This window comes from Solwaraspora sp. WMMD1047, assembly GCF_029626155.1.
Lineage (GTDB): Bacteria > Actinomycetota > Actinomycetes > Mycobacteriales > Micromonosporaceae > WMMD1047.
The window spans coordinates 3,254,224-3,273,545 of the sequence record NZ_JARUBL010000001.1 but is presented as its reverse complement, the minus strand read 5'-3'; the positions used below and the strand labels follow the sequence as shown (position 1 = coordinate 3,273,545).

The 19,322-nt window shown below is 69.3% G+C and carries 14 protein-coding genes; 5 read left to right on the top strand and 9 right to left on the bottom strand.

Annotation, left to right across the window (positions count from 1 at the left end):
• Positions 1 to 331 precede the first annotated feature (331 nt).
• Complete coding sequence (locus O7627_RS15100) at positions 332 to 3,190, top strand: AAA family ATPase (protein ID WP_347404658.1); 2,859 nt, start codon at positions 332 to 334, stop codon at positions 3,188 to 3,190.
• A 1,023-nt stretch (positions 3,191 to 4,213) separates the two neighbouring features.
• On the opposite strand, the gene O7627_RS15095 is transcribed toward O7627_RS15100, so the two are convergent.
• Positions 4,214 to 4,618, bottom strand: coding sequence for a hypothetical protein (locus O7627_RS15095; RefSeq protein WP_278094133.1), 405 nt, complete (start codon positions 4,616 to 4,618; stop codon positions 4,214 to 4,216).
• 222 nt (positions 4,619 to 4,840) lie between these two features.
• On the opposite strand from O7627_RS15095, the gene O7627_RS15090 reads away from it, so the two are divergent.
• The gene (locus tag O7627_RS15090) at positions 4,841 to 5,473 is read left to right on the top strand and encodes a TetR family transcriptional regulator (RefSeq protein ID WP_278094132.1); all 633 of its coding nucleotides are present in this window, start codon (positions 4,841 to 4,843) and stop codon (positions 5,471 to 5,473) included.
• Positions 5,474 to 5,695: 222 nt separating this feature from the next.
• Here the strand turns inward: O7627_RS15090 and O7627_RS15085 are convergent, their stop codons facing one another.
• From O7627_RS15085 to O7627_RS15050, 8 genes are all read right to left on the bottom strand, one after another.
• The gene (locus O7627_RS15085; RefSeq protein ID WP_278094131.1) at positions 5,696 to 6,313 is read right to left on the bottom strand and encodes a hypothetical protein; all 618 of its coding nucleotides are present in this window, start codon (positions 6,311 to 6,313) and stop codon (positions 5,696 to 5,698) included.
• Between the two features lie 18 nt (positions 6,314 to 6,331).
• The gene (locus O7627_RS15080; protein WP_278094130.1) at positions 6,332 to 8,308 is read right to left on the bottom strand and encodes an ATP-binding cassette domain-containing protein; all 1,977 of its coding nucleotides are present in this window, start codon (positions 8,306 to 8,308) and stop codon (positions 6,332 to 6,334) included.
• 16 nt (positions 8,309 to 8,324) lie between these two features.
• Positions 8,325 to 9,347 (bottom strand): NAD-dependent epimerase/dehydratase family protein, encoded by a 1,023-nt coding sequence (locus O7627_RS15075; protein WP_278094129.1) that lies wholly within the window; start codon positions 9,345 to 9,347, stop codon positions 8,325 to 8,327.
• A 7-nt stretch (positions 9,348 to 9,354) separates the two neighbouring features.
• A complete protein-coding gene (locus O7627_RS15070; RefSeq protein ID WP_278098292.1) occupies positions 9,355 to 10,299 on the bottom strand; it encodes a phytanoyl-CoA dioxygenase family protein in 945 nt (314 codons plus the stop codon).
• The gene (locus tag O7627_RS15065) at positions 10,299 to 11,192 is read right to left on the bottom strand and encodes a phytanoyl-CoA dioxygenase family protein (protein WP_278094128.1); all 894 of its coding nucleotides are present in this window, start codon (positions 11,190 to 11,192) and stop codon (positions 10,299 to 10,301) included. The genes O7627_RS15070 and O7627_RS15065 overlap by 1 nt, the downstream gene beginning before the upstream one ends.
• A complete protein-coding gene (locus tag O7627_RS15060; protein WP_278094127.1) occupies positions 11,189 to 14,365 on the bottom strand; it encodes a lantibiotic dehydratase in 3,177 nt (1,058 codons plus the stop codon). Before O7627_RS15060 ends, O7627_RS15065 begins: the two co-directional genes overlap by 4 nt.
• A 168-nt stretch (positions 14,366 to 14,533) precedes the next feature.
• Positions 14,534 to 15,883, bottom strand: coding sequence for a lanthionine synthetase C family protein (locus tag O7627_RS15055; RefSeq protein WP_278094126.1), 1,350 nt, complete (start codon positions 15,881 to 15,883; stop codon positions 14,534 to 14,536).
• Between the two features lie 113 nt (positions 15,884 to 15,996).
• Entirely contained in the window at positions 15,997 to 16,185 is a 189-nt protein-coding gene (locus O7627_RS15050) for an FDLD family class I lanthipeptide (RefSeq protein ID WP_278094125.1), read from the bottom strand.
• A gap of 188 nt (positions 16,186 to 16,373) precedes the next feature.
• Here O7627_RS15050 and O7627_RS15045 point away from each other — a divergent pair, with 188 nt between their 5' ends.
• From O7627_RS15045 to O7627_RS15035, 3 genes are all read left to right on the top strand, one after another.
• Positions 16,374 to 17,300: an LLM class F420-dependent oxidoreductase gene (locus tag O7627_RS15045; protein ID WP_278094124.1), complete on the top strand. Its 927-nt coding sequence runs from the start codon at positions 16,374 to 16,376 to the stop codon at positions 17,298 to 17,300.
• Between the two features lie 175 nt (positions 17,301 to 17,475).
• Positions 17,476 to 18,834: a carboxyl transferase domain-containing protein gene (locus O7627_RS15040; RefSeq protein WP_278094123.1), complete on the top strand. Its 1,359-nt coding sequence runs from the start codon at positions 17,476 to 17,478 to the stop codon at positions 18,832 to 18,834.
• Between the two features lie 78 nt (positions 18,835 to 18,912).
• Positions 18,913 to 19,155: a DUF5988 family protein gene (locus O7627_RS15035; protein ID WP_278094122.1), complete on the top strand. Its 243-nt coding sequence runs from the start codon at positions 18,913 to 18,915 to the stop codon at positions 19,153 to 19,155.
• Positions 19,156 to 19,322: the final 167 nt, after the last annotated feature.

Genomic DNA, 19,322 nt, shown 5'->3' with positions numbered 1-19,322 from the left:
GGCGGACCGGGAAGGATCAGCGGCACAGCCGCCACCTCCGCGCCCGCATCGTCAGGGTTCCATTAGTCACACCCAAATGCTACTGTGACTCACTATGCGATCGGTAGCGTCGGTCCACCCTGGTAAACCTGACGCTACAGAGCGTGGTCATTAGCTGGCGGTAGAGTACTTCACGTCATGCGACTACGGGGAATGGCTACTGACATGGGGATTTCTCGCGCAGACCAAAGATCTCAGTCGATTGAGCACGGCGCTGGCGGCTCCACGCATCGGACAGCCATGCCGCATAGCCGATGCGCGGCCGACCCACCAGGCGGGTCCAACGTCCTGAATGTGGACAACTAGGACCCGCGGGGGTGTACCGATGCAGCATACAAAACGCACTCCAGCGCGCGCTGAACACGGAGCAAGACTCGATCAACTCAACCAGATGCTCAAGCGATGTAGCAGCGGAAATTTCTCGACGGTGCTGGTCAGCGGACCATTATCCAGTGGAAAAACCACCCTTCTGCACGCTTTCTCCGAATACGCCGTGACATTCGGCGCCCAGGTGCTCAGTGCCTATGCGTCACACGCTGAAGAGACGTTTCCATTCGGCGTGCTCGAACAGGTGTTCCAGAACTGTGGAGCGTGCCTGCCGCACATCCAGGAGGCCATCGCGTCCTGGATGGACGAGCAAACGGGCGATCCAGAAGCATCGACTGAGCGTGACCGTCGGGAGCAGTTGGCCCGCGCACTCGGCCGCACCATACTGCAGTCGCTGCAGGACCTGGCCGACCAGCAGCCGGTCGTCATCGTGATCGACGACGCGCACTACTCGGACCAGCTCTCGCTGCAGTGCCTGCTCCACGTCATGCGGCGGCTGAAGACGGCTCGGGTGCTGCTCGTCCTCGCCGAAGGCGATCATCTCGCCCAACTCCCCCGGACATTCCGCACCGAGCTCCTCCGGCACCGCAACTGCCAGCGCGTCTTCACCGAACTGCTCTCCCCGGCCGAGGTCTTCGCCCTCCTCGCGGCGGCGTTCTCACCGGCCACCGCGGAGCGGCTGTCAGAGCCCTTCTACCAAATCAGTGGGGGGAATCCGCTGCTGATGCATGGTCTCATCGACGACGCACGAACCGATCCGCCCCCTGCGGACGGCCAGTTCCATCCGGGGGCCGCCTACGAACGCGCCGTTCTCGATCTCCTGTACCGCAGCTCGTACCCGCTGCTGGAGAATCTCACCAAGGCGGTGGCGATACTCGACCGCTCCGCGACGGTGCCCCTACTTGGCCAACTGATCGGGGCGGACCTCGGATCCACCGCGCAGGCCATGGCCGCGCTGCGCTCCGCGGGTGTGCTGGAGGACAGCCACTTTCGCCACTGGGCGATGCGCGCCGCGGTCCTCAACAGCATGTGCGCCGACGAGGTCGCGAAGCTGCACTCCGAGGCGGCTCATCTACTCAAGGACGCCGGCGAGGGCGCCGCGCTCATCGCCCCGCACCTGGTCGACCCCGAGGAGACCCAGCCGTGGGGCATCGCCATCCTGCGCAAGGCTGCGGAGGAGGCACTTGGCGAGGGTGAGTTGAAGACCGCAATCTGCTACCTGCGTCGCGCACACGAGGCATGTACGGACGATCGGCAGCGCGCCACCCTCGCCTCGCTGCTGATAAGCACGGAGTGGCGTTCGGATCCGGCCGGGGCGGCCGAGCGTTACCTCCCGGAGCTCGTCTCCGCCGTACACCGTGGCCTCCTCAACGGGATCTCCGCCATCCGGACCTCCAGCCACCTGCTCTGGACGGGTCAGGTCGCCGAGGCGATGGACATCCTGCGGTCACTTCCGCAAGACGACGGCGCGGTGTTCACCGGGGACACGCCCACCGCCGACGGCGTCCGCCGCTGGCTCCCCTACCTCTTCCCCGGTCTGTCGGCCCACTCCGCACCTTCCCTGGCGGACCCGGGGCCACTGCCCGCGCAGGAAAGTCCGAGCGCTTCCGCGTGGGCTCCCCAGCACCGGGCGGTAGCCGTGCTCGACACGGTGCTGCGCAGCGGGTTCTCGGAACAGGTACTCGACATGTCCGAACAGCTCCTTCGCGGCACACGTCTGGACGACAAGACTCTGGTTCCGTTGACCATCGCGCTCAACGCTCTGGTGTGGGGTGACCGGCTGCACATCGCCGAGTCCTTCTGCGAGTCGCTTCTCAAGGCCGCGCCGCACGACCAGGCGCCGATGTGGCACGCCCTCTTCGCCGTCGCCAAGGCCAATATCCACTTCCGCCGTGGCGAGCTGTTCGAGGCCGAACGATCGGCTCAGACGTCCCTGCGGCTGGTCTCCTCGGAGGGTTGGGGTGTCGCCATCGGCATGCCACTCTCCGTGTTGATCCGCACGGCCGTCGCAATGGGCAGGTACGAGAAGGCCGCCGCGTATCTCACCACCCCGGTGCCGGCGGCGATCCAACAGACACTGTTCGGAGCTCACTACCTGTTCGCCCGGGGCTATTACCACATGGCCACGGGTGAGTGCGAAGCGGCACTGCGTGCCTTCCGGGCCACCGGGGAGCTGGTTGCCGCCTGGCAGTTCGACAACCCCACCATCGTGCCCTGGCGCAGCAGCGCCGCGCAGGTCCACCTGTGCATGGGCGAGCAGGAGGAGGCGAACGCACTCATCCTCGAACAGCTGTCCCTGCTCCGGCCGGAACAGCACCGAGCCCGGGCGGTCACCCTCCGCGCCCAGGCCGCCACCGAGCCGCGGCACCTCGCCATACCACTCCTGGAGGAGGCGGTCGACCTGTTCACTCGCGTCGGCGACCGACTCGAGCTGGCGCAGACCCTGGCCGACCTCAGTCACACCCAGCGCATGCTCCATCAGCGGGACGCCGCGGAAGTCGTCGCCGACAAGGCGCTCAAGCTGGCGAGCGCCTGCGGCGCCGACCCCCTCAAAGCGATCCTCATCCCGATGACCAACGGGGATGTCCGCCCAGCGGGTTTCTCGCCACATTCGCCACACCCGCTGGCGGCGCTGAGCCGAGCGGAGCAGCGCGTAGCTGATCTCGCGGCCCAGGGCTATACGAACCGGCAGATCTCAAGCATGCTGCACATCACGGTCAGCACCGTCGAACAGCATCTGACGAGGATCTACCGCAAGTTGTCGGTGAACCGGCGTTCCGACATCGGATCCCAACTTCAACTCGTGAACTCCGGCGCCTACTGAGGCTGACCGGTCCTACCCGGATGGCTCGTCCTGGTCCCAGCCGGCGGCCGGCAGCCCGGCCGGGACGACGGACGCGACCCCGCCCCCTCCGTCCGCCGACCTCGATCCGCATCGTAAGCCGCCTCCTCGCCCGAGGCGCGCCAGCCGGCCGCGAACGGCGCCGCGCCAACAGCAGCGGCGGCAGCCGCACGGCCCTCTCGGATCCCCCAGTTGGACCGCCCCCGACCAGAAAGGCCTGACGGGCGATTGCGGGCCGCAATTGTCAAAATTTCCAACAACTGATTCTTGTCGGCTGCATCGACGGTTCGACCCCAGTCGGCGGCCGACGCTGAGATCCGGCCCGATTTCGGACAGCCCTCCCCAAAAATCGTCCGTCGATCATCGGTGATAAACGCCCGGCGTCGAACGGCGCGAGCCATCGATACAGTTAGGGGGACGTTAGGGGTTATGCCCGGTCAACGTCCTGCGCCACTCTTTAGTAGTGCCACAGCTCGGGCTGACCGATCGGTCACGGTGCTCACAAGTCCTCCGATTCAACGCTCACAAGGCAACGATTCTCTGCCCAAAAGGCAATTCCTATCCGGTTCGGCCACTACTGCGGCCGCAGCTGCCGGCCGGATCCGCGAGTCGCCGTCCGCCTGGGCACCCCCAGGCGGACGGTCGCTCACCGGCTGACACGGCTGGTCCCGGGCCGGCCCGCACATCCGCGGGACACCCCGGCACCGCCGGGTAAGCGTCCTCCCGTTCGGCGACGCGGACGATGCGCACCGGTCACCGGCGAGCGGGTACCTCTGGGGGCAACATGCGCCCGGACGACGTCGGGCGTGATCCGTCATGACCCGAACGGCACCGGTGAACGCCGGCTGCCGCCTGACCTCACCCCCTGCCGTGTCCTGTCCGGCACCGGCGGTCGGCCGCGCAGTTCGCCGCGTACCGCTGAGTTCCCACGACCCGGCTGTCGACGCCCACCGCGCGTGTCTCGAGGACCGGCCCGAAGCCGGAGCCGTCGCGCCACCGCGCCCGTCAACCGATGGTGCGCAGGGGCGCCGCGCCGAGGTGACCCGACAACGGCACGCCGGGATACCCGTGCCGCACGTCAGGGGCGTCGGCACCACCGCAATCGGCAACGCGTTGAACCTCGACAGCAAGACCGTGCGCGGTCACCTCCGCGCGGCGACGGCCGACCGGCTGCTCACCAGGGCCGTCCCCCGGGCACGTGAACTCGACCAACGCCTCGCCCAGCTCGCCGAGCGTCTCCGCCAGAGCTGGCGGATCGTCCCGTACGCCAGCGTCAGCACCCTCGTCGGGCACAATGTGCGACCGTCGGAACACCGACGCGGGCAGCGCGCCGTCCAGGCCGTCGCCGAGTCGTTCTTCGTCACCCAGCGAGACCGATCTGGCGCACCGCCAAGTCCGGTCCGTGGGCACCGGCGTCCGCCAGGGCGGTATTCACCTGGGGGTGAAGCTGGTACAACATGCTCCTACCACGCCACCGGACCTCAACCGTTAACCAGCCGCAAGGTAGCGTGAGATCACCATAACGGGTCAAGCCCACATTGTCGGATCGAGCACCACGACGGCCTCAAGTGGCGGGTCCACCCCTCGTCGGTCGTCGCCCCCGAAACGGTGCGGAGGAAGGGATCTCTCGTCATGACATCACAGGCACCCTTGGCACCCAAACCGGGTTTGCGCGAGCGGAAGAAGGCGAAGACCCGGGCGACCATCCGAGAACACGCGATTCGCCTCTTCCTGACGCAGGGATACCATGCCACCACCATCGGTCAGATCTCCGAGGCCGCGGAAATCTCCCATACGACGTTCTTCAGATATTTCCCCACCAAGGAGGACGTCGTCCTGCACGACGACCTGGCGCCGCTATTCATTCACGCCCTGCGCAGCCAGCCGGAGGGGGCGACCTCGATCGGCGCGCTCCGTGAGGCGCTGAAGTCCCTGTACGAAGAGGATCAGGACGAGGAGCAGCGGGATTCGTCGCGCGCAATTGCCCTGGCCCGGGAACGGCACGCGCTGATCCTCTCCGTTCCCGAACTACGGGCCCGAGTACTCGACGACTTCGCCGAGGCGTTCGACGCCATCACCGAGGTCCTCGCGGAACGCGTCGGACGCGACAAGAACGACATCACCGTACGGACGCTGGTAGGAGCGGTCATGGGTCTGGTGACCAGTTCTTATCTGACCGCGACCGACAACCCGCAGGAAGACTTTCCGAGCGTGTTGGACGCCACCCTGGCGCAGCTCGAGGCCAGCAGCAACTTCGACCTGTAGCGGCCTTGACCGCGCCGGCGAGGCCATGTGGAGCAAGTCGGCGCCTCCGGCCCTGGCCCGTGCCGCCGGCCGTACGAGGATCCGAACCCGAGCCACCGTCCGCACACCCCATCCGGGCGGCGGATGGGGGTGATCCGGCACGCCGTCCTCCGGCCAGCGGCGGAGTCCGCCACGGTCCGCCCTCGACGAGCAGTAGCGACGGCCGGCTCTGCCGGGCGACGCTCAGTCCGGCAGCGGCACCTCTCGCACGTCATGGAGAACGACCAACTGGGTCTCCGCCAGCACCCGCCCGAGCAGGTCCGGCGCTGACTCGTCGTAGCCGCAGGTGGTCCACTGGAGGCTGACGCCCGGCGTGTGCAGAAGTCCGGCGACGCCCCAGCGGACGACCTCGCCCACCATGAGGGCTACGGCGCCCTCGACGCGCAGGTGGGGGCAGTGCTCGACAGCAGTCGTCCAACAGGGGCGACAGGTGGGCGGAGTTCCGGTGGTGTGCAGACGCTTCGGGCGCGAGCCGTACTCTCGCGCGGGCAACAGCCAAGGGAGGCGGCCGCCGTCGGGCTCGATCCGCTCGCCGCAGATCTGGCACAGGGACGATCGCATGCACTGGCGCTGGCGTCGGGAGTGGGTCTGCGAGAACAGGGGACGACCGTGTCCCCGGCGGCCGATGTGCCGCATCCACAGCACCCCGTGCTCGTCGCGGTCCGTCCGCTCCTCCCGCGTGTACCGCAGGAAGCCGCTCTCCGGATCACAGCGAACCGGCTCGAGGCGGGACTCGCCCTCCCAGAGGGCTACCCAGGGCACCGTGGCCGCCCCGCCGGTGGGGCTGGTCGGACTTGGCATGACGTGATCCCCCTGCGGTTAGTTGACGGACGCCGCTGGCCGGACCGCCGCGGACGGCAGGCTCCGCTGCGCATCCGGGGACTCCCGGACCGGCTCGGGCCGGTACGCCTCGGCCTGAAGGTTGTAGAGCTCGGCGTACAGGCCGCCCGCCGCCATCAGCTGGTCGTGCGTCCCGCTCGCGGTCACCCGGCCGTCGGCCAGCACATAGATGCGGTCGGCGTAGCGGACGTTGGCGAGCCGGTGGGTGATGAGGACGACCGTGCGGCCCGCGGCATGGTCGCCGATCGCCCGGAACAACTCGTGCTCCGCGCGTGCGTCGAGCGCCGCGCTGGGCTCGTCGCAGATGAGCAGCTGGGCGTCGCGGTAGAAGCCACGGGCCGCGGCGAGCCGCTGCCACTGCCCGCCGGAGAGTTCCCGACCGCTCTCGAAGCGCTTGTCGAGAAGTGTGTCGTAGCCGTTCGGCAGCCGTTCCACGAACGTGGCCGCGCCCGCTGCCGCGGCCGCCCGGCGCAGCCGGGGGTCGTCTCCGGCGTCGCCCATGGCGATGTTCTCCCGCGCGGTCAGCGGCCAGTTCGTGGGGTTCTGCGCGACCACCGCGATGTTCGCCCACAGCGCGTGACGGTCGGCGTCGGCGAGTGAGGCGCCGTCCCAGCGCACCGCGCCGCTGTCCGGCGTGTAGAGGCCAGCGAGGATCTTGGCCAGCGTGGTCTTGCCGGAGCCGTTCTCACCGACGAGGGCGACGACCTCGCCCTGGTCGATATCGATCGATACCTCGGTCAGGGCTGGGACGGCGGCACCCGGATAGCGGAACGTGACGTCCCGGACGCTGATCCGGCTCAGCAACGCCGGCGCGGTGCCTGACGGCGCCAGGGTGAGAATCCGTTCCGCCTCAGCGCAGAAGTCGAGGTAGTCACAGAAGTAGAGCCCTTCCGTGTAGAGCCGGTTCATTGCCTGCACCAACTGGTGCAGTGACTCCTTGCCGCTGCGGATCGCCAGCACCGCGGTCCCGGCGACCTCCAGTGCGATGGCGCCCGCGCCGAGCAGCAGGCCGAGTGCCGCGTACGTCACCCCCGTGGCTGCACCGCTCAGGGCGTCACCCGCCAGCCGGACGCCGGTCTCCCGGTGGGCGAGGGCGATCTGCACGTCGCGCTCGACGGTGGCCACCCGGTCGTACTGCCGCTGGAGAAAGTCGCGCATGGTGAACGAGCGGACGTCGGCGGCCGAGCGGCGGTCCGTCATCAGTTCCAACATGATCCATTTGCGTCGACGGCTCGAGATCAGGTCCCACATTGCCCGGTAGCGCATCCGCGCGGAACGCACCGCCGCCCACCAGTCCGGCGCGGCGGTCAGAATCAACAGCGGCAGAAGCACGGGGTGCAGCACGCCGAGGGTCACGGCCACGGCCACGAGCCCGACCATCTGACTGAACACCTCGATGGCGGCCCGCACCGTGACGGGGGCGTTCGCCGTGCCACGCTCGCGGGCCCGCTGCAGGCCGTCGTGGAACCGCTCGTCGTCGTACGAGGCAAGGTCGACCCGGGTGGTCAACCCGATCAGCCGCAGCTCGACAGCACGCTCGATCCGGGGCAGGAGACGCGCCTGCGCCCACGAGGCAGCGGCCTGGCAACTGGCCCTGAGCGCCAGGACGACTGCCACCAACAGCAGCGACGGCAGGGCCGCACGCACCCGGTCCGGTGTCGCCCCTGCGGCGAACAGCGACTGCATCACCTCGGTCGTGGCGAGCAGGCCGACGGAGAGGAACCCGCCGGAGACCGCGTTGAGGACGATGGCCGCTGTGGTGTCGGTCCGGCTGGTCCGCCAGGCGAGCCGAAGGGCATGGCTCATCAGCGCGGGCATGCCGCGCGCCATCGCCCAGAATCCAGCCGAGAAGAGGTTGGCCTCGTTCATCTCCCACGGTTCCTTGGCCAACTCCGGACCGGCGGTGGCCGGCGTCTCCCGCAGGTCGCTCCGCCGACGTCGCAGCCCGATCCGCATGGGTCTCCTTCCGGTGCTAGGACCGCGGTACGGCGAGGCCGTCCCGCATGCCGCCCAGCCAGGCGTCGACGAGTTCCCGCTCCCGTTCCGTCGGCAGCGGGCCGGGCCCGCCGGCGTCGTGCCGGGGCCCGTCCCTCAGCTCCGCCCAGGTGTCGTCGACCGTCTCCACCAGCGGGCGGCAGCTGAGCCCCGCGGCATGCGCCGCCCCGGCATCCACCATCCAGCGGTTCGCGTGGCCCGGTGCAGAGGACGGCTCCCACAGTGGAAGATCAACCCAGGCGCGCACCCCGCTGCCGACGAGGAACTCGTCGTCGGCCCAGACCAGCCGCCCATCCGACCCGGTGGCCGCGACACATGCCCCGAGGAGAGCACCCATCGTCATCGCGCCCCGCGGGCTCGTGGCGTTACGGGTGCCCGTCCTGCCATGCCTCGCACAAGCGAGCAGCCAGGACGCCAGGTCGCGGCAGTCGAGTAGCTGGACCGGGCCGGCGGGTTCGCCGCCCGCGAGGATCCGGCCCCCGCGGGCGGCCCTCCGCAGCCACCGGCCGACCGGCCCGTGTGCGTCGCCCGGTCCGCTGATCAGCCCGGGCCGCACGATGAAGAACCGATCTCCGAGAGCTGCGACCAGGGCTCGCTCGCAGCCAGCCTTCAGGGTGCCGTACCCGGTGTCCGCCACGGACGCGGTCGGCGGGCAGTCACGTGGCGGCAGATCGTCGGTGGCGGGAGTCCCGGGCCAGGAAAGGGCGGCGAGCGACGAGACGAACAGGTACGTCCCGGCCCGGTCTGCGAGCAGACGCGCCGAGCGCTCCACCGACGACGGGACCAGACCGCTGGTGTCGAGCACCGCGTCCCAGCTGCCGGAGCGCAGGGCGGCCAGCCCTCCCGCGGCGTCCCGGTCGCCACGCAGAGCCTTGATCGTCGCGTGGTCGGGGCCGGTCAGACCCCGGTTGAACGTGGTGACGTCCCAGCCTTCGAGCACGGCGCCCTCGACCAGTGGGCGGCCGAGCAGTCCCGTCCCGCCCAGGATCAGCAGCCGCACGCCTGACTCAACCGTGCGCCGCGCGGGATACCGGACCGCCTGACGTCCCATACTCGGGATCATCCGGATTCCCTATCATGTGCAGCTCCCGCATCCGCGCGATGACCGGCGCCATCCGCGGGTTGTCCCGCGCCTGCCGCATCCACTCCCTGTCGTAGCGGGGGTAGGCGGTGGTGTCGTACGGGGCATCGGGGTCGACCGAACCCGCGCTGTGGAAGAAGCGGCTGAAGACGTCCTCCTCCTCAGCCGTGGTGGGCTCGTTGGCATAGCTCACCGACCACTGCAGCCGGTCGACGCCGTTGATGCTGGCGTGCCAGATCTGCCAGTCGAACACGATCACGTCGCCCCGCCGGGTCTCGGCGACCGTCAAGGGCAGATCGGACACCTGCTGGCGTACGGCCTTCTCGCCCCACTCCTCCGCCCAGATGCCGTACTTCTTCTTCCAACCCTCCGAGGCCGCGGAGAAGTCGGCGTGATGCGAGCCGGCCAGGAAGCGCAGCGCACCGGTGTCCGCGGTGAGCGGCTCCAGATAGACCGCGAAGGTGACACCGTGCATGCCGGGCATGCAGTCGCGGTGCAGCGGCGTCTGGGTGAACAGCAGGATGCTCTCCGCGAAGGTGGGCAGCGCCCGGGCCCGGACAAGTTCGTTGGCGACGCCGAAAAACCGGCGGTCCTCGAGGAGTTCGAGGCTGAACGGGGTGCGCTCCGTGCTCATCATCGGCAGCAGGTACGAGGGCAGGCCCTGCCCCTCAGGCCGCGCCCCGTTGAGGTAGCCGTAGGCATCGGTGTGGCTGCGCTCGACCTCCTCGGTCAATCGGGTCATCTCGTCGGCCGTCAGCAACTGTGGCAGCACGAGAAAGCCGAAGGTATGGAAGTGGTCGACCTGTTCCTGGGTCAGATACCGCTGGAAGTCGTGGCTCGTGGAGCCGCTGGTCGTCATGTCGTTCGTCATCACCGAGAGACCCTCCCTCGCGCCTGCACCACCTGGGCACGCGCCTCGCTGGTTCCTGCCGTCTGCTCGTCGTCGGTCCGCCGCCACTCCTGCCACGCGGCGTGCTCCGGCACTGTGAAGCCCGCGTTCTGCCGTACGTTGAACATCTCGTCCTCGCCGAAGAGACGTTGCGTCCTCCGGTCCCCGGTCCGACGCGCGGTCCTGAGTAGCGCCTGAACGTTCGGCCCGGCGAAGGACTCGTCGTGGCGCATCGCCGAGGTGTTGTAGCCGATACCCAGGAACTGCCGCCTGCCCCGGCTCACGCTGTGCGTGCCGGAGTGCAGCAGGTTGTGGTGGATGACCACGACGTCACCGGGAGAGGTGTGCAGCAGCAACTCGTCCTCGTACGGCTCCTCCAGACGGTCCTCGGGGATGCTCACCGGCTCCCGGTGCGAACCGGGGACGACCCGCAGCGGGCCGTATTCGAGAGACATCTCCTGGAGGTACGCGAAGCAGATGATCAGACGGGGCGCGACGTACCCTCCGTTCGGGAAGTAGCCGAACCGGTCCCGGTGCCAGTGCACCGGCCGGCCCTCGGCCTCCGGCTCCTCCGCGTCAGCGCTGAACAGCACGGTGCTGTCCAGTTGCACGGCCGGACCCATCAGCGCCTCGGCCAGACCCAGCAGGTCTGGATGGGTCACCGCAGGCAGGACGGTGCGCGGGCTGCGCTCGACAAGGTTGCCGACGATCAGCGGCGGGTCCTCCCGACCGTGAACGAACATCCAGTCGGCCGCGCCCTCGTCGTACAGGCGCCGGAACGAGGCGATCTCGTCGGCCGTGAAGACCCCGCGCAGCCACAGATAACCCGACTCCTGGAACTCTCGTGCCCTCGCGGCCAGAACGTCCTCACTCATCGTGATGTCACCTCCGTACGGTCGGGACGCTGCTCCAGAGCGTCGAGTGCCTTGCGCCAGAACCCGTAGACCTTCCGCTCGCGGCTCGCCCCGATGCCGCAGGCCCGGTTGACGTGCATGTGCACCAGACTGGCGAGGATCTGCTCGGGGGCCTGCCAGAGTGCACCCTCCCGGTGCAGATCCCTGACAGCGGCGGCGGTCTCGCCGAGGCGTTCGGCGTACGGGCTGGTCACAGCGAGCAGCACCTGCCGCTCCGGTAGGTCGGCGGGGCGCCGCCAGGGCCGCAGCAGTTCGCAGAGCTCGGTCCGGTGCGGTTCGAACGCCTCGCTGAACTCGTCCTTGTCCGAGCGGGCACGGATGAAGGCGAGCCGCTCGTCGAAGCCGAGTCCCCAGGCCTCGAGGAGCCGGTCGAGGCAGAAGGCCGTGGTCACGGCCGGGTCCGGGCCCAGCACACCGGCGTGCCGCGCGGCGACGACGGCCTGCGAGACGTCGCTGTCGGTGCCGAAGGCTCGCTCCACCGCGGTCATCGCGACCGGGCCGCCGTACCGCCACACCTCCGGGAAGTAGGTGTCGAAGCTGAACTTCCAGGCGAGTCCGGAGCGCACCACGTCTCGTGCCCACGCGGCCGTACGCGTCAGCAACGCCTCACCGGTCCGCTCACCGGGCACCGCCAGCAGCCGCACGCGCAGGTGCGGTTCGGGGTCGGCGTAGCGCATGAAGAACCAGTCAGCGAGCAGATTCTGTGCCCGCAGCTCCGCCTGGAGCTGCGCGACCGGGCGGGCCACGGCTTCGTCCTGGCGCCGGCTGGGCGTGTACAGCTTGAGGTACACCCACTCCTCGCCGGGAAGCCTGCCGATGTCGGCGAGGGCGGGCGGACGGGCCGGATAGCGGGACAACCGGGTCGGCAGTGGCTCGTCCGCGCCCGGTCCGCGCGGTGGCTCGGTCCGCGTGCGGCGCCACACCGGCACGACCACCTCCGACGCGTACGCCCTGCCCTCACTGTCGCACAGCCAGTGATCGTCGGTGTCGGGCAGTGCCTCCTGCACGGCGAGGCGCCCGGGCGCCGCCGTCCTGGCCAGTGCCGTGAGCAGTTCGGCGACGCATGCCGGATGCTGCAGATCGAGCAGCAGGCGACTCTCCAACTCCACAAGGTGGACGTGACGCGGCACGCTCCACCGCTCCCGCCACTGCTGGACGGCCCGGTACGCGCGAGCGCTCTGCGGCCCGGCGCCGGTCGGCCGTACCGTGTCGTGCTGGAGAACCCACTGCGCCGGACTGACGACGACCTTGCCACGGACGAGCCGGGGCAGAAACGGGGCGCTCTTGTACGGCCCCCAGTGAAAGGCCGCGAGCAGCGGGTGCCGGTCCTGTGCGATCTCCAGGAGGAAGCGGCAGGCGTTCGGGGCCTGCAGGTCGGTCAGCAGGTGGCTCTGTCCGACCACGACCTCCTTGCGAAGGCGCTGGGACCGTACGTAGAAGTGCCCATCGAGGACGCCCACCACGAGATCGGACAGGCTGATGGTGTGCTCGTCGGGCACCGAGGCCGCGGAGTTCACCACGATCTCGTAGTCGCGCAGCCCCGGGTGGACCACGACGTTCGCGGCCCGCCGCACCAGCGGCAGATAGCTGAGCTCGGCGAAGATGGCTTCGGGCTTCGCCGCCTCCTCGCGCCGCGCGCACTCCCGCAGCGCACCGGTGACCGAGGCCGGGAGCACCTCCGTGAACCGGCCGAAGGTCCTGCCGCCGTCGGCCAGGGGTGCGGGCGACAGAACGGCCCGCCAGTTCCCGGTTTCCAGCGCTTCCGGGGACGCGGCGTGCAGCTCGAGAAAGACGTCGAGGACCTCGGGCGCCGGCTGACCCGTGCCGGGCCGCCACTGCGTGAGCCTGTGCAACAGGTCGTCGGTCAGCTCCACCTCCCGCGCACCGCTGCGCAGGGCCTCGGAGACCAGTGTGGACAGGGCGACGTCACGGATCGGCGTGCTCGGGGAGGGCGGCGCCGACCGTGGCGGGTCGGAGGCCGGCTCGGTGTAGGTTGCGGGTGGCCCCAGTCCGGCCTCCGCGCTGAGCAGTTCGAGCAGTGGCACCTCCGCGTCCTCGCCGTAGCGCTGCGCGAACTCGTCGTGGTATGCGCGCAGATGTTGGAAGCCCGAGGGAAAGAGTCCGAGCCGCAGGAGTACCTCAGCGGCGTCCGCGGCGGCGTCCCCGACTCCCTGCGGCAGGTAGCCGCCGGCGGTGTTCAGTGCCATGTCGACCTGGAAGGGCGGGGAGCCGGCGTCGTGGATCTCCGTCTGGTGACGGTGGAGCCGCGCGAAGAGACGCTCCCGCTCGGCCGGCTCGGCGGCTCGTGTCCGCTCGGCAAGTGCGAGGGTGGCCACCAGCGCGTTGCGCAACGGGGTGGTGTGCGGTCCGTCAGGAAGCCGGCCCGCCAGAGTAGCGGCGGCCCCGGTGTCGTTCAGGGCGGGTCGCAGGTCACTCATCAGGAAGCCGTGGGACCACAACGTCCGCAACAGGGCGCTGATCCTTCCGTTGTCGGCCTGGGGCAGGTCACGAATCAGGCCCCGCCGCAGATCGGCGTAGTCCACCGGGCGGGCGGCCCGACGCAGCACCTCGAGGACAACTCCGGTGGCCCGCAGGGTGATGGAGCGGGTGTCCCGGGTGCCGTAGATGTCGGCGACCGGCAGGACCAGTCGGTCACCCGCGACATGCGCCGTCGGGTTGGCGACCACACCCAGGTACTCCAGCGCGGCCTCGTCACGCTCGACCCGTTCCACGAGCCCCATGAGCCAGTTCATGTCGGGCCTGGTGTGGACGGTGCCGGTCACCGGGAGTTCGAGACGGATCGGCGTCCCGCGCGCGTCGTCGTCCGCCCGGCCGCTCAAACGTCCGGCGGCAACCCCTGCGAAGAGGCCGAAGGGCGTGGCCCGGGTGCTCATCCGAATCAGATAACGCAGCAGGCTCCGGTAGATGCGGTCGTTGCGGCGCGCCGGGGTGCCCTCGGCGTCGAGAACGTCCACCGCCTCGGTCAGCGACGGGCTCGCGGCCCGCAGCGCCTGCCTGATCTCCGGCCGGGCTGCTGCCGCGCGCAGCAGGTCCCGGGTCCGCGTCTCCACCTCGCCCAGCGCCGAGGCAAGGTCATCGCCGGGACCGAGGCAGGCCGTGTCCGCCGGGGCCATCAACTGGTGGTAGACAGCGATCGGCAGTACCGGCGCGCGCAGTAGGAAGAAGCCCGCAGATTCGTAGACGCCAGTCTCTCCGGTGGAAGGTGAGTCCCTGTCGACCTGGCTCATGAGTACCTGCTTCCTACCTCAGGGCTTTCTGGATCGCCGTGGTCAGGTCGCTGGTCAGGACAGCAGGAGAACCCTGTCCCAGTCCGGCGGGACGTCGCCGGCCGCAGCCAGCAGGGCGAGTACCACGCCCGCGGCGCCGGTGAGGAAGCCGGGATCATCGACGAACACACCCGGCTGCTCCTCGTCGCGGTAGCCGAGGGGCGCCGCGGCGTTGTAACCGTCCAGAATCTGTTCGGTCAGAACCGGGATCGCGGCTTCGATCTGAGACCCGGGGGCGGCCGGCGCCAAGCGCAGACACACCATGAGCAGGCCGCCCACGCCGTGGCAGAGGGTGGGTGAGGGGATGTGCCGGGCAGCCGGCGGGCGGCGCAACACGCTCTCCACGGCCTCGATCGCGAGGGTCGTCAGTTCGAGGGCTTCCAGGGCCCGTCCCGCATGCCACAGGGCCATCGCGATGCCGAGCGCCCCGTAACACCACCCGGCGCGGGACGGTGGCCGATCGACCGGGGCGCCCCGGGCTGGCATGGTGTGCCGACCCACGTGGTTGGGCCAGTTGACGCCCCACGGGTCCCGGACCCGGCGGTCCACCATCCAGTCGGCCAGGTGACGGATCGCCTCAAGCTGGCCGGGACGCCGGTGTCCCGCCAGCCAGGCGAGCGCCAGGGCGGCGAGCGGGCCCGCGCAGCCGTGTGCCAGCCCAAGGTCGAAGTAGCCGTCCGGGCACTCCTCCAGGAGCGCCCGGTCGGGAGAGTCGGCCGGTGAGAGCAGACGACGAGCACCGTCGCCTTCCGCGATCTGGATCAGGTAGCGGATCAGATGTCCCACTGAAATCCGCGCCGCCGGGTCCGAGCCGCCGTTGGCGATGACCGCGCGCAGCACACCGGAGGCGCCGGTTACGACGTCGTACGCCTGGTCCTGGTTGAACTCCCCCCGGTGTCCCCGGGCGGTCTCCGGACGCCACGGACCGTCGGCGATGTGCTGGAAGAAGGCGGCTCTGACCCTGCCCGCCGTCGGCGCGTACCGCGGCTCCGTCTCGGCCGCCTGGGCGAGGACGAGAGCGAAGCCGCCGGTGCCTCCGTAGAGACTCGGGGCCAGCAGCGGGCTCTGGGTGGTAGAACGCGCGGAGAGACTCAGACAGGTGTGCAACTGCCGCTCCCAACCTTCGTCCGGCAGCACCCGCGTCAACTGGATGAGTGCCATGGCCAGGCTGGGAAAACCACAGGCGAGACTCGGGCCGGCGAATTCGAACCGGCTCGACCGCCGGCCGGCCCCGTGGATGGCCGCCGCGACCCGCTCCGGGTCACCGAGCCGTCGACCGACCGACCGCGCGCAGTCGAGTGCACGCTCCCGCAGTACGCCGGACAGCGTGGGCCGCCAGGCGGGTGCGGCACCTGGAGGTGGCAAGGTCTGCTGCTGGACGACAGGCGAGGGTACGCGGGACGACGATGCCATGGGCGGGTCCTAACCTGAGCAGCCTTGGGGCGGCGCGGGCAAGGCCACGCCGCCCGGCGGCATTGCTAGTTCCAGTACTCGGTGGGAACGCTCTGCGCGAATTCCCCCGAGCAGCATTTCGTCCACCGGCAGCTGTAGCGGTGCGTGCACCACCACGCCATCGGGTCGTTGTCCGTGGCTCCAGCCTCCGGAGCCTCGACCCGAATGTCCAGGTCGAACTCGTCCAGCGGGATGTCGAGCGTTTGAGCTGTCATGCAGGCCTCCAAGTCGCTTGACGTCGGCGAACATCGACGATATCCATTTGATTTCTCGGGCATAACCCCTACTCGGATAACCCGACGTCCCCTATTGCTGAAACGGCGTCGACCCCTATCCGAACGACGGCCCGCGGAGGGTTCGATTGGGGTAGCCACCCTGGGCCAGGGCTGCCATCGTCATCACCATGCGTCGATTCCGGTTTTCCTTCAACATGTGCCAGGCAGAGTCCAGACAGGACTTCACCAAGGTGTGCCGGAGGAGTGAGGAGTACGGCTATGACGTCGCCCTGACCGCCGATCACCTGGGCATGCTGGCGCCCTTCCCCGCCCTCGTGGCGGCGGCGGACGCCACGGAACGACTGCGGGTCGGCACGCTGGTGCTGAACACCTCGTTCTGGAATCCGGCGCTGCTGGCCCGGGAGATCCTCAGCACCGACCTGCTCACCGACGGCCGCCTCGAGGTCGGCCTCGGCGCCAGTCACATGCGCTGGCAGTTCGACGAGGCGGGGATCGCCTGGGAACCGATCGCGACGCGCGCCGGTCGGCTGGAGAGCACCATCAACGAGCTGGTGCGGCACTTCACGACGGAGGTCGGCGCCCCACCGGAGGCGCCACGTGAGTCACGGGCCGTACAGCGCAGCGGCTTCCACGACGCGGGTCCGCCGCTGCTCGTCGGGGGCGTTGGTGACCGTGTGCTGAGAATTGCTGCGGAGCACGCCGACATCGTGAGCATCTCCGGGGTGCACCAGATTCCCGGCAAGCCGCCCGGGATGTGCCGACTGGGCTCCGCAGCCGAGGCGGCCGACCGGGTGCGCTTCGTCCGGGAACACGCTGGCGGCCGGCTCCCCGATCTCGAATGGCACATGTTGGCGCACGCCGTCGAGGTGACCGACAACCGGCGGGCCGCCGCCGAGAAGCTGCTGAAGCAGCTCGGCATGGGCATCAGCGTCCAGGACGCCCTTGAGACTCCCTATCTGCTGATCGGGACCGTCGACGAGATCGCGGAACAGCTCGTCGCCAACCGGGAGACGTATGGGTTCTCCTACATCACCGTGCATCAGCCGTACATCGAGACCTTCGCGCCGGTCATCGAGAAGCTCCACGGAATTTGACCGGTGATCAGGGCGGACCGGATCGGGGTTGATTAGGGGTTCAACCGCATCCGCTCCGCTGCCTAGTTTGAAACAGCATCTCCGCCACCAGGGAAGGATCACCATGACGGTAGCCTTCACCGCGTCGCCTCGCGGACATACCGAACCGGACAATCCGCAGGGCACGAGGCTCGGGATGCTTTTGGATCAGGACAGCCTGCATCCGCTGCACCCTACGGACGACAGCGGAGTCCAGGCGGTTCGCGGCCGGATCCACGGATTCCCGGTCGTCGCCTACTGCACCAACCCGAGCCGCATGGGAGGTGCACTTGGCGCGGCCGGTGCCGAACACGTCGTCGCGGCGATCCAGTTGGCCCTGTGGAAGCACTGGCCGGTGATCGGGGTGTGGCATTCCGGTGGTGCCCGGTTGACCGAGGGCGTCGACTCGCTGGACGGCGCGGGCCGAATGTTCGCCGTGATGACCAAGGCGTCCGGACGCATCCCGCAGATCTCGGTCGTCCTGGGCCCTGCCGCCGGAGCCGCCGCCTACGGTCCCGCGCTCACCGATCTGGTGATCATGTCGGACGCCGCGCGCGTCTTCGTCACCGGCCCGCAGGTCGTCCGGGACGTAACCGGGGAACAGGTTGACATGGCGACCCTCGGCGGTCCGAAGGTGCATGCCCAGCGCTCCGGCGTGGCGCACGTGACGGCCGGATCCGAGACCGCTGCGCTGGCCCGGGCCCGGCGCACCACCGAATTGTTGGCCCGCCCGGGACACGTCTACCTCGGCGCGGCCACCGGCGCCAGTGACCTGCGCGCGCTGCTGCCCGCCTCCCCACGGCGGGCCTACGACATACGACCCCTGGTACGACGCCTCCTTGATCCACATCCCGATGAGCCGTCGTTCGAGGAGTTGCAACCTGAGTGGGCCCGCAACATGGTGACCGGGCTGGGTCGGCTAGCCGGCCAGACGGTCGGCGTGCTCGCGAACAACCCGCTGTACAAGGGCGGCTGCCTCGATTCGGACAGTGCGGAGAAGGCGGCGCGGTTCGTCCGCATGTGCGACTCATTCGGCGTTCCGTTGCTGGTGCTGGTCGACGCCCCCGGATACCTGCCCGGCCTCGGGCAGGAGTGGACCGGCCTGGTCCGACGAGGAGCCAAACTCCTGCACGCATTCGCCGAGGCGCGAACACCCCGGATCACCCTGATCACCCGCAAGGCCTACGGAGGCGCCTACATCGCCATGAATTCCCGGTCGCTCGGCGCCACCACCGTCTTCGCCTGGCCCGAAGCGGAGATCGGGGTGATGGGCGCCGAGGCGGCCGTAGGCGTGCTGCACCGTAGGACATTGGCGGCGGCTCCTCCGGACACCGTCGACGACCTGCGGACGCGGTTGGTCGCGGAGCACCGGAGGGAGGTCGCCGGGGTGCGCCGTGCCCTCGCTCTCGGAGTGATCGACGAAATCATCGAGCCGGCCGCAACCCGGCGTCGACTCGCCGCCGCGCTCGCCGAGTGCCGGCCCCGGCGTGGCAGGCACGGGAACATCCCCCTCTGATTGTCGAACCTGGAAATCATCGAGCAGCCACTCACCGGACCACAATGCGAAGCCCTCAACAGATTCGAGGTGTTTTTCATGCCTGACCGGCAACTCCGGGAAATGCCGTCGTCCGCGCAGGTCGGCGACATCGAGGCAATCCTGGAGGAAGGACCTGCCGACCTCCCTACCGAGCTACGGCGGCGGACAGTCGCGGCCGACAGCATGAAGATCAAGGTGCCTCACCTCAACGGATACGAACACTTCGAGCGGGTGCCGAAGCCCGGCGACACCACGAGCGCGGTCTTCCGGTGGACGACGCGGACCCGGATCGCCGAGTAGACCTGTCCCGGCACCTGGGTGCCACTCCGCCTTGATCGTGGAACACCGACGTGAGCCGCATTCCCGCGGAAGTCGCGCCTGGGAGATGCGGTCGCCACCACAGGGGACCACACCGACCCAACGAGACGCGATAGCGCCCCCACAGGGGCTTGCCACGCCGCTGAGGG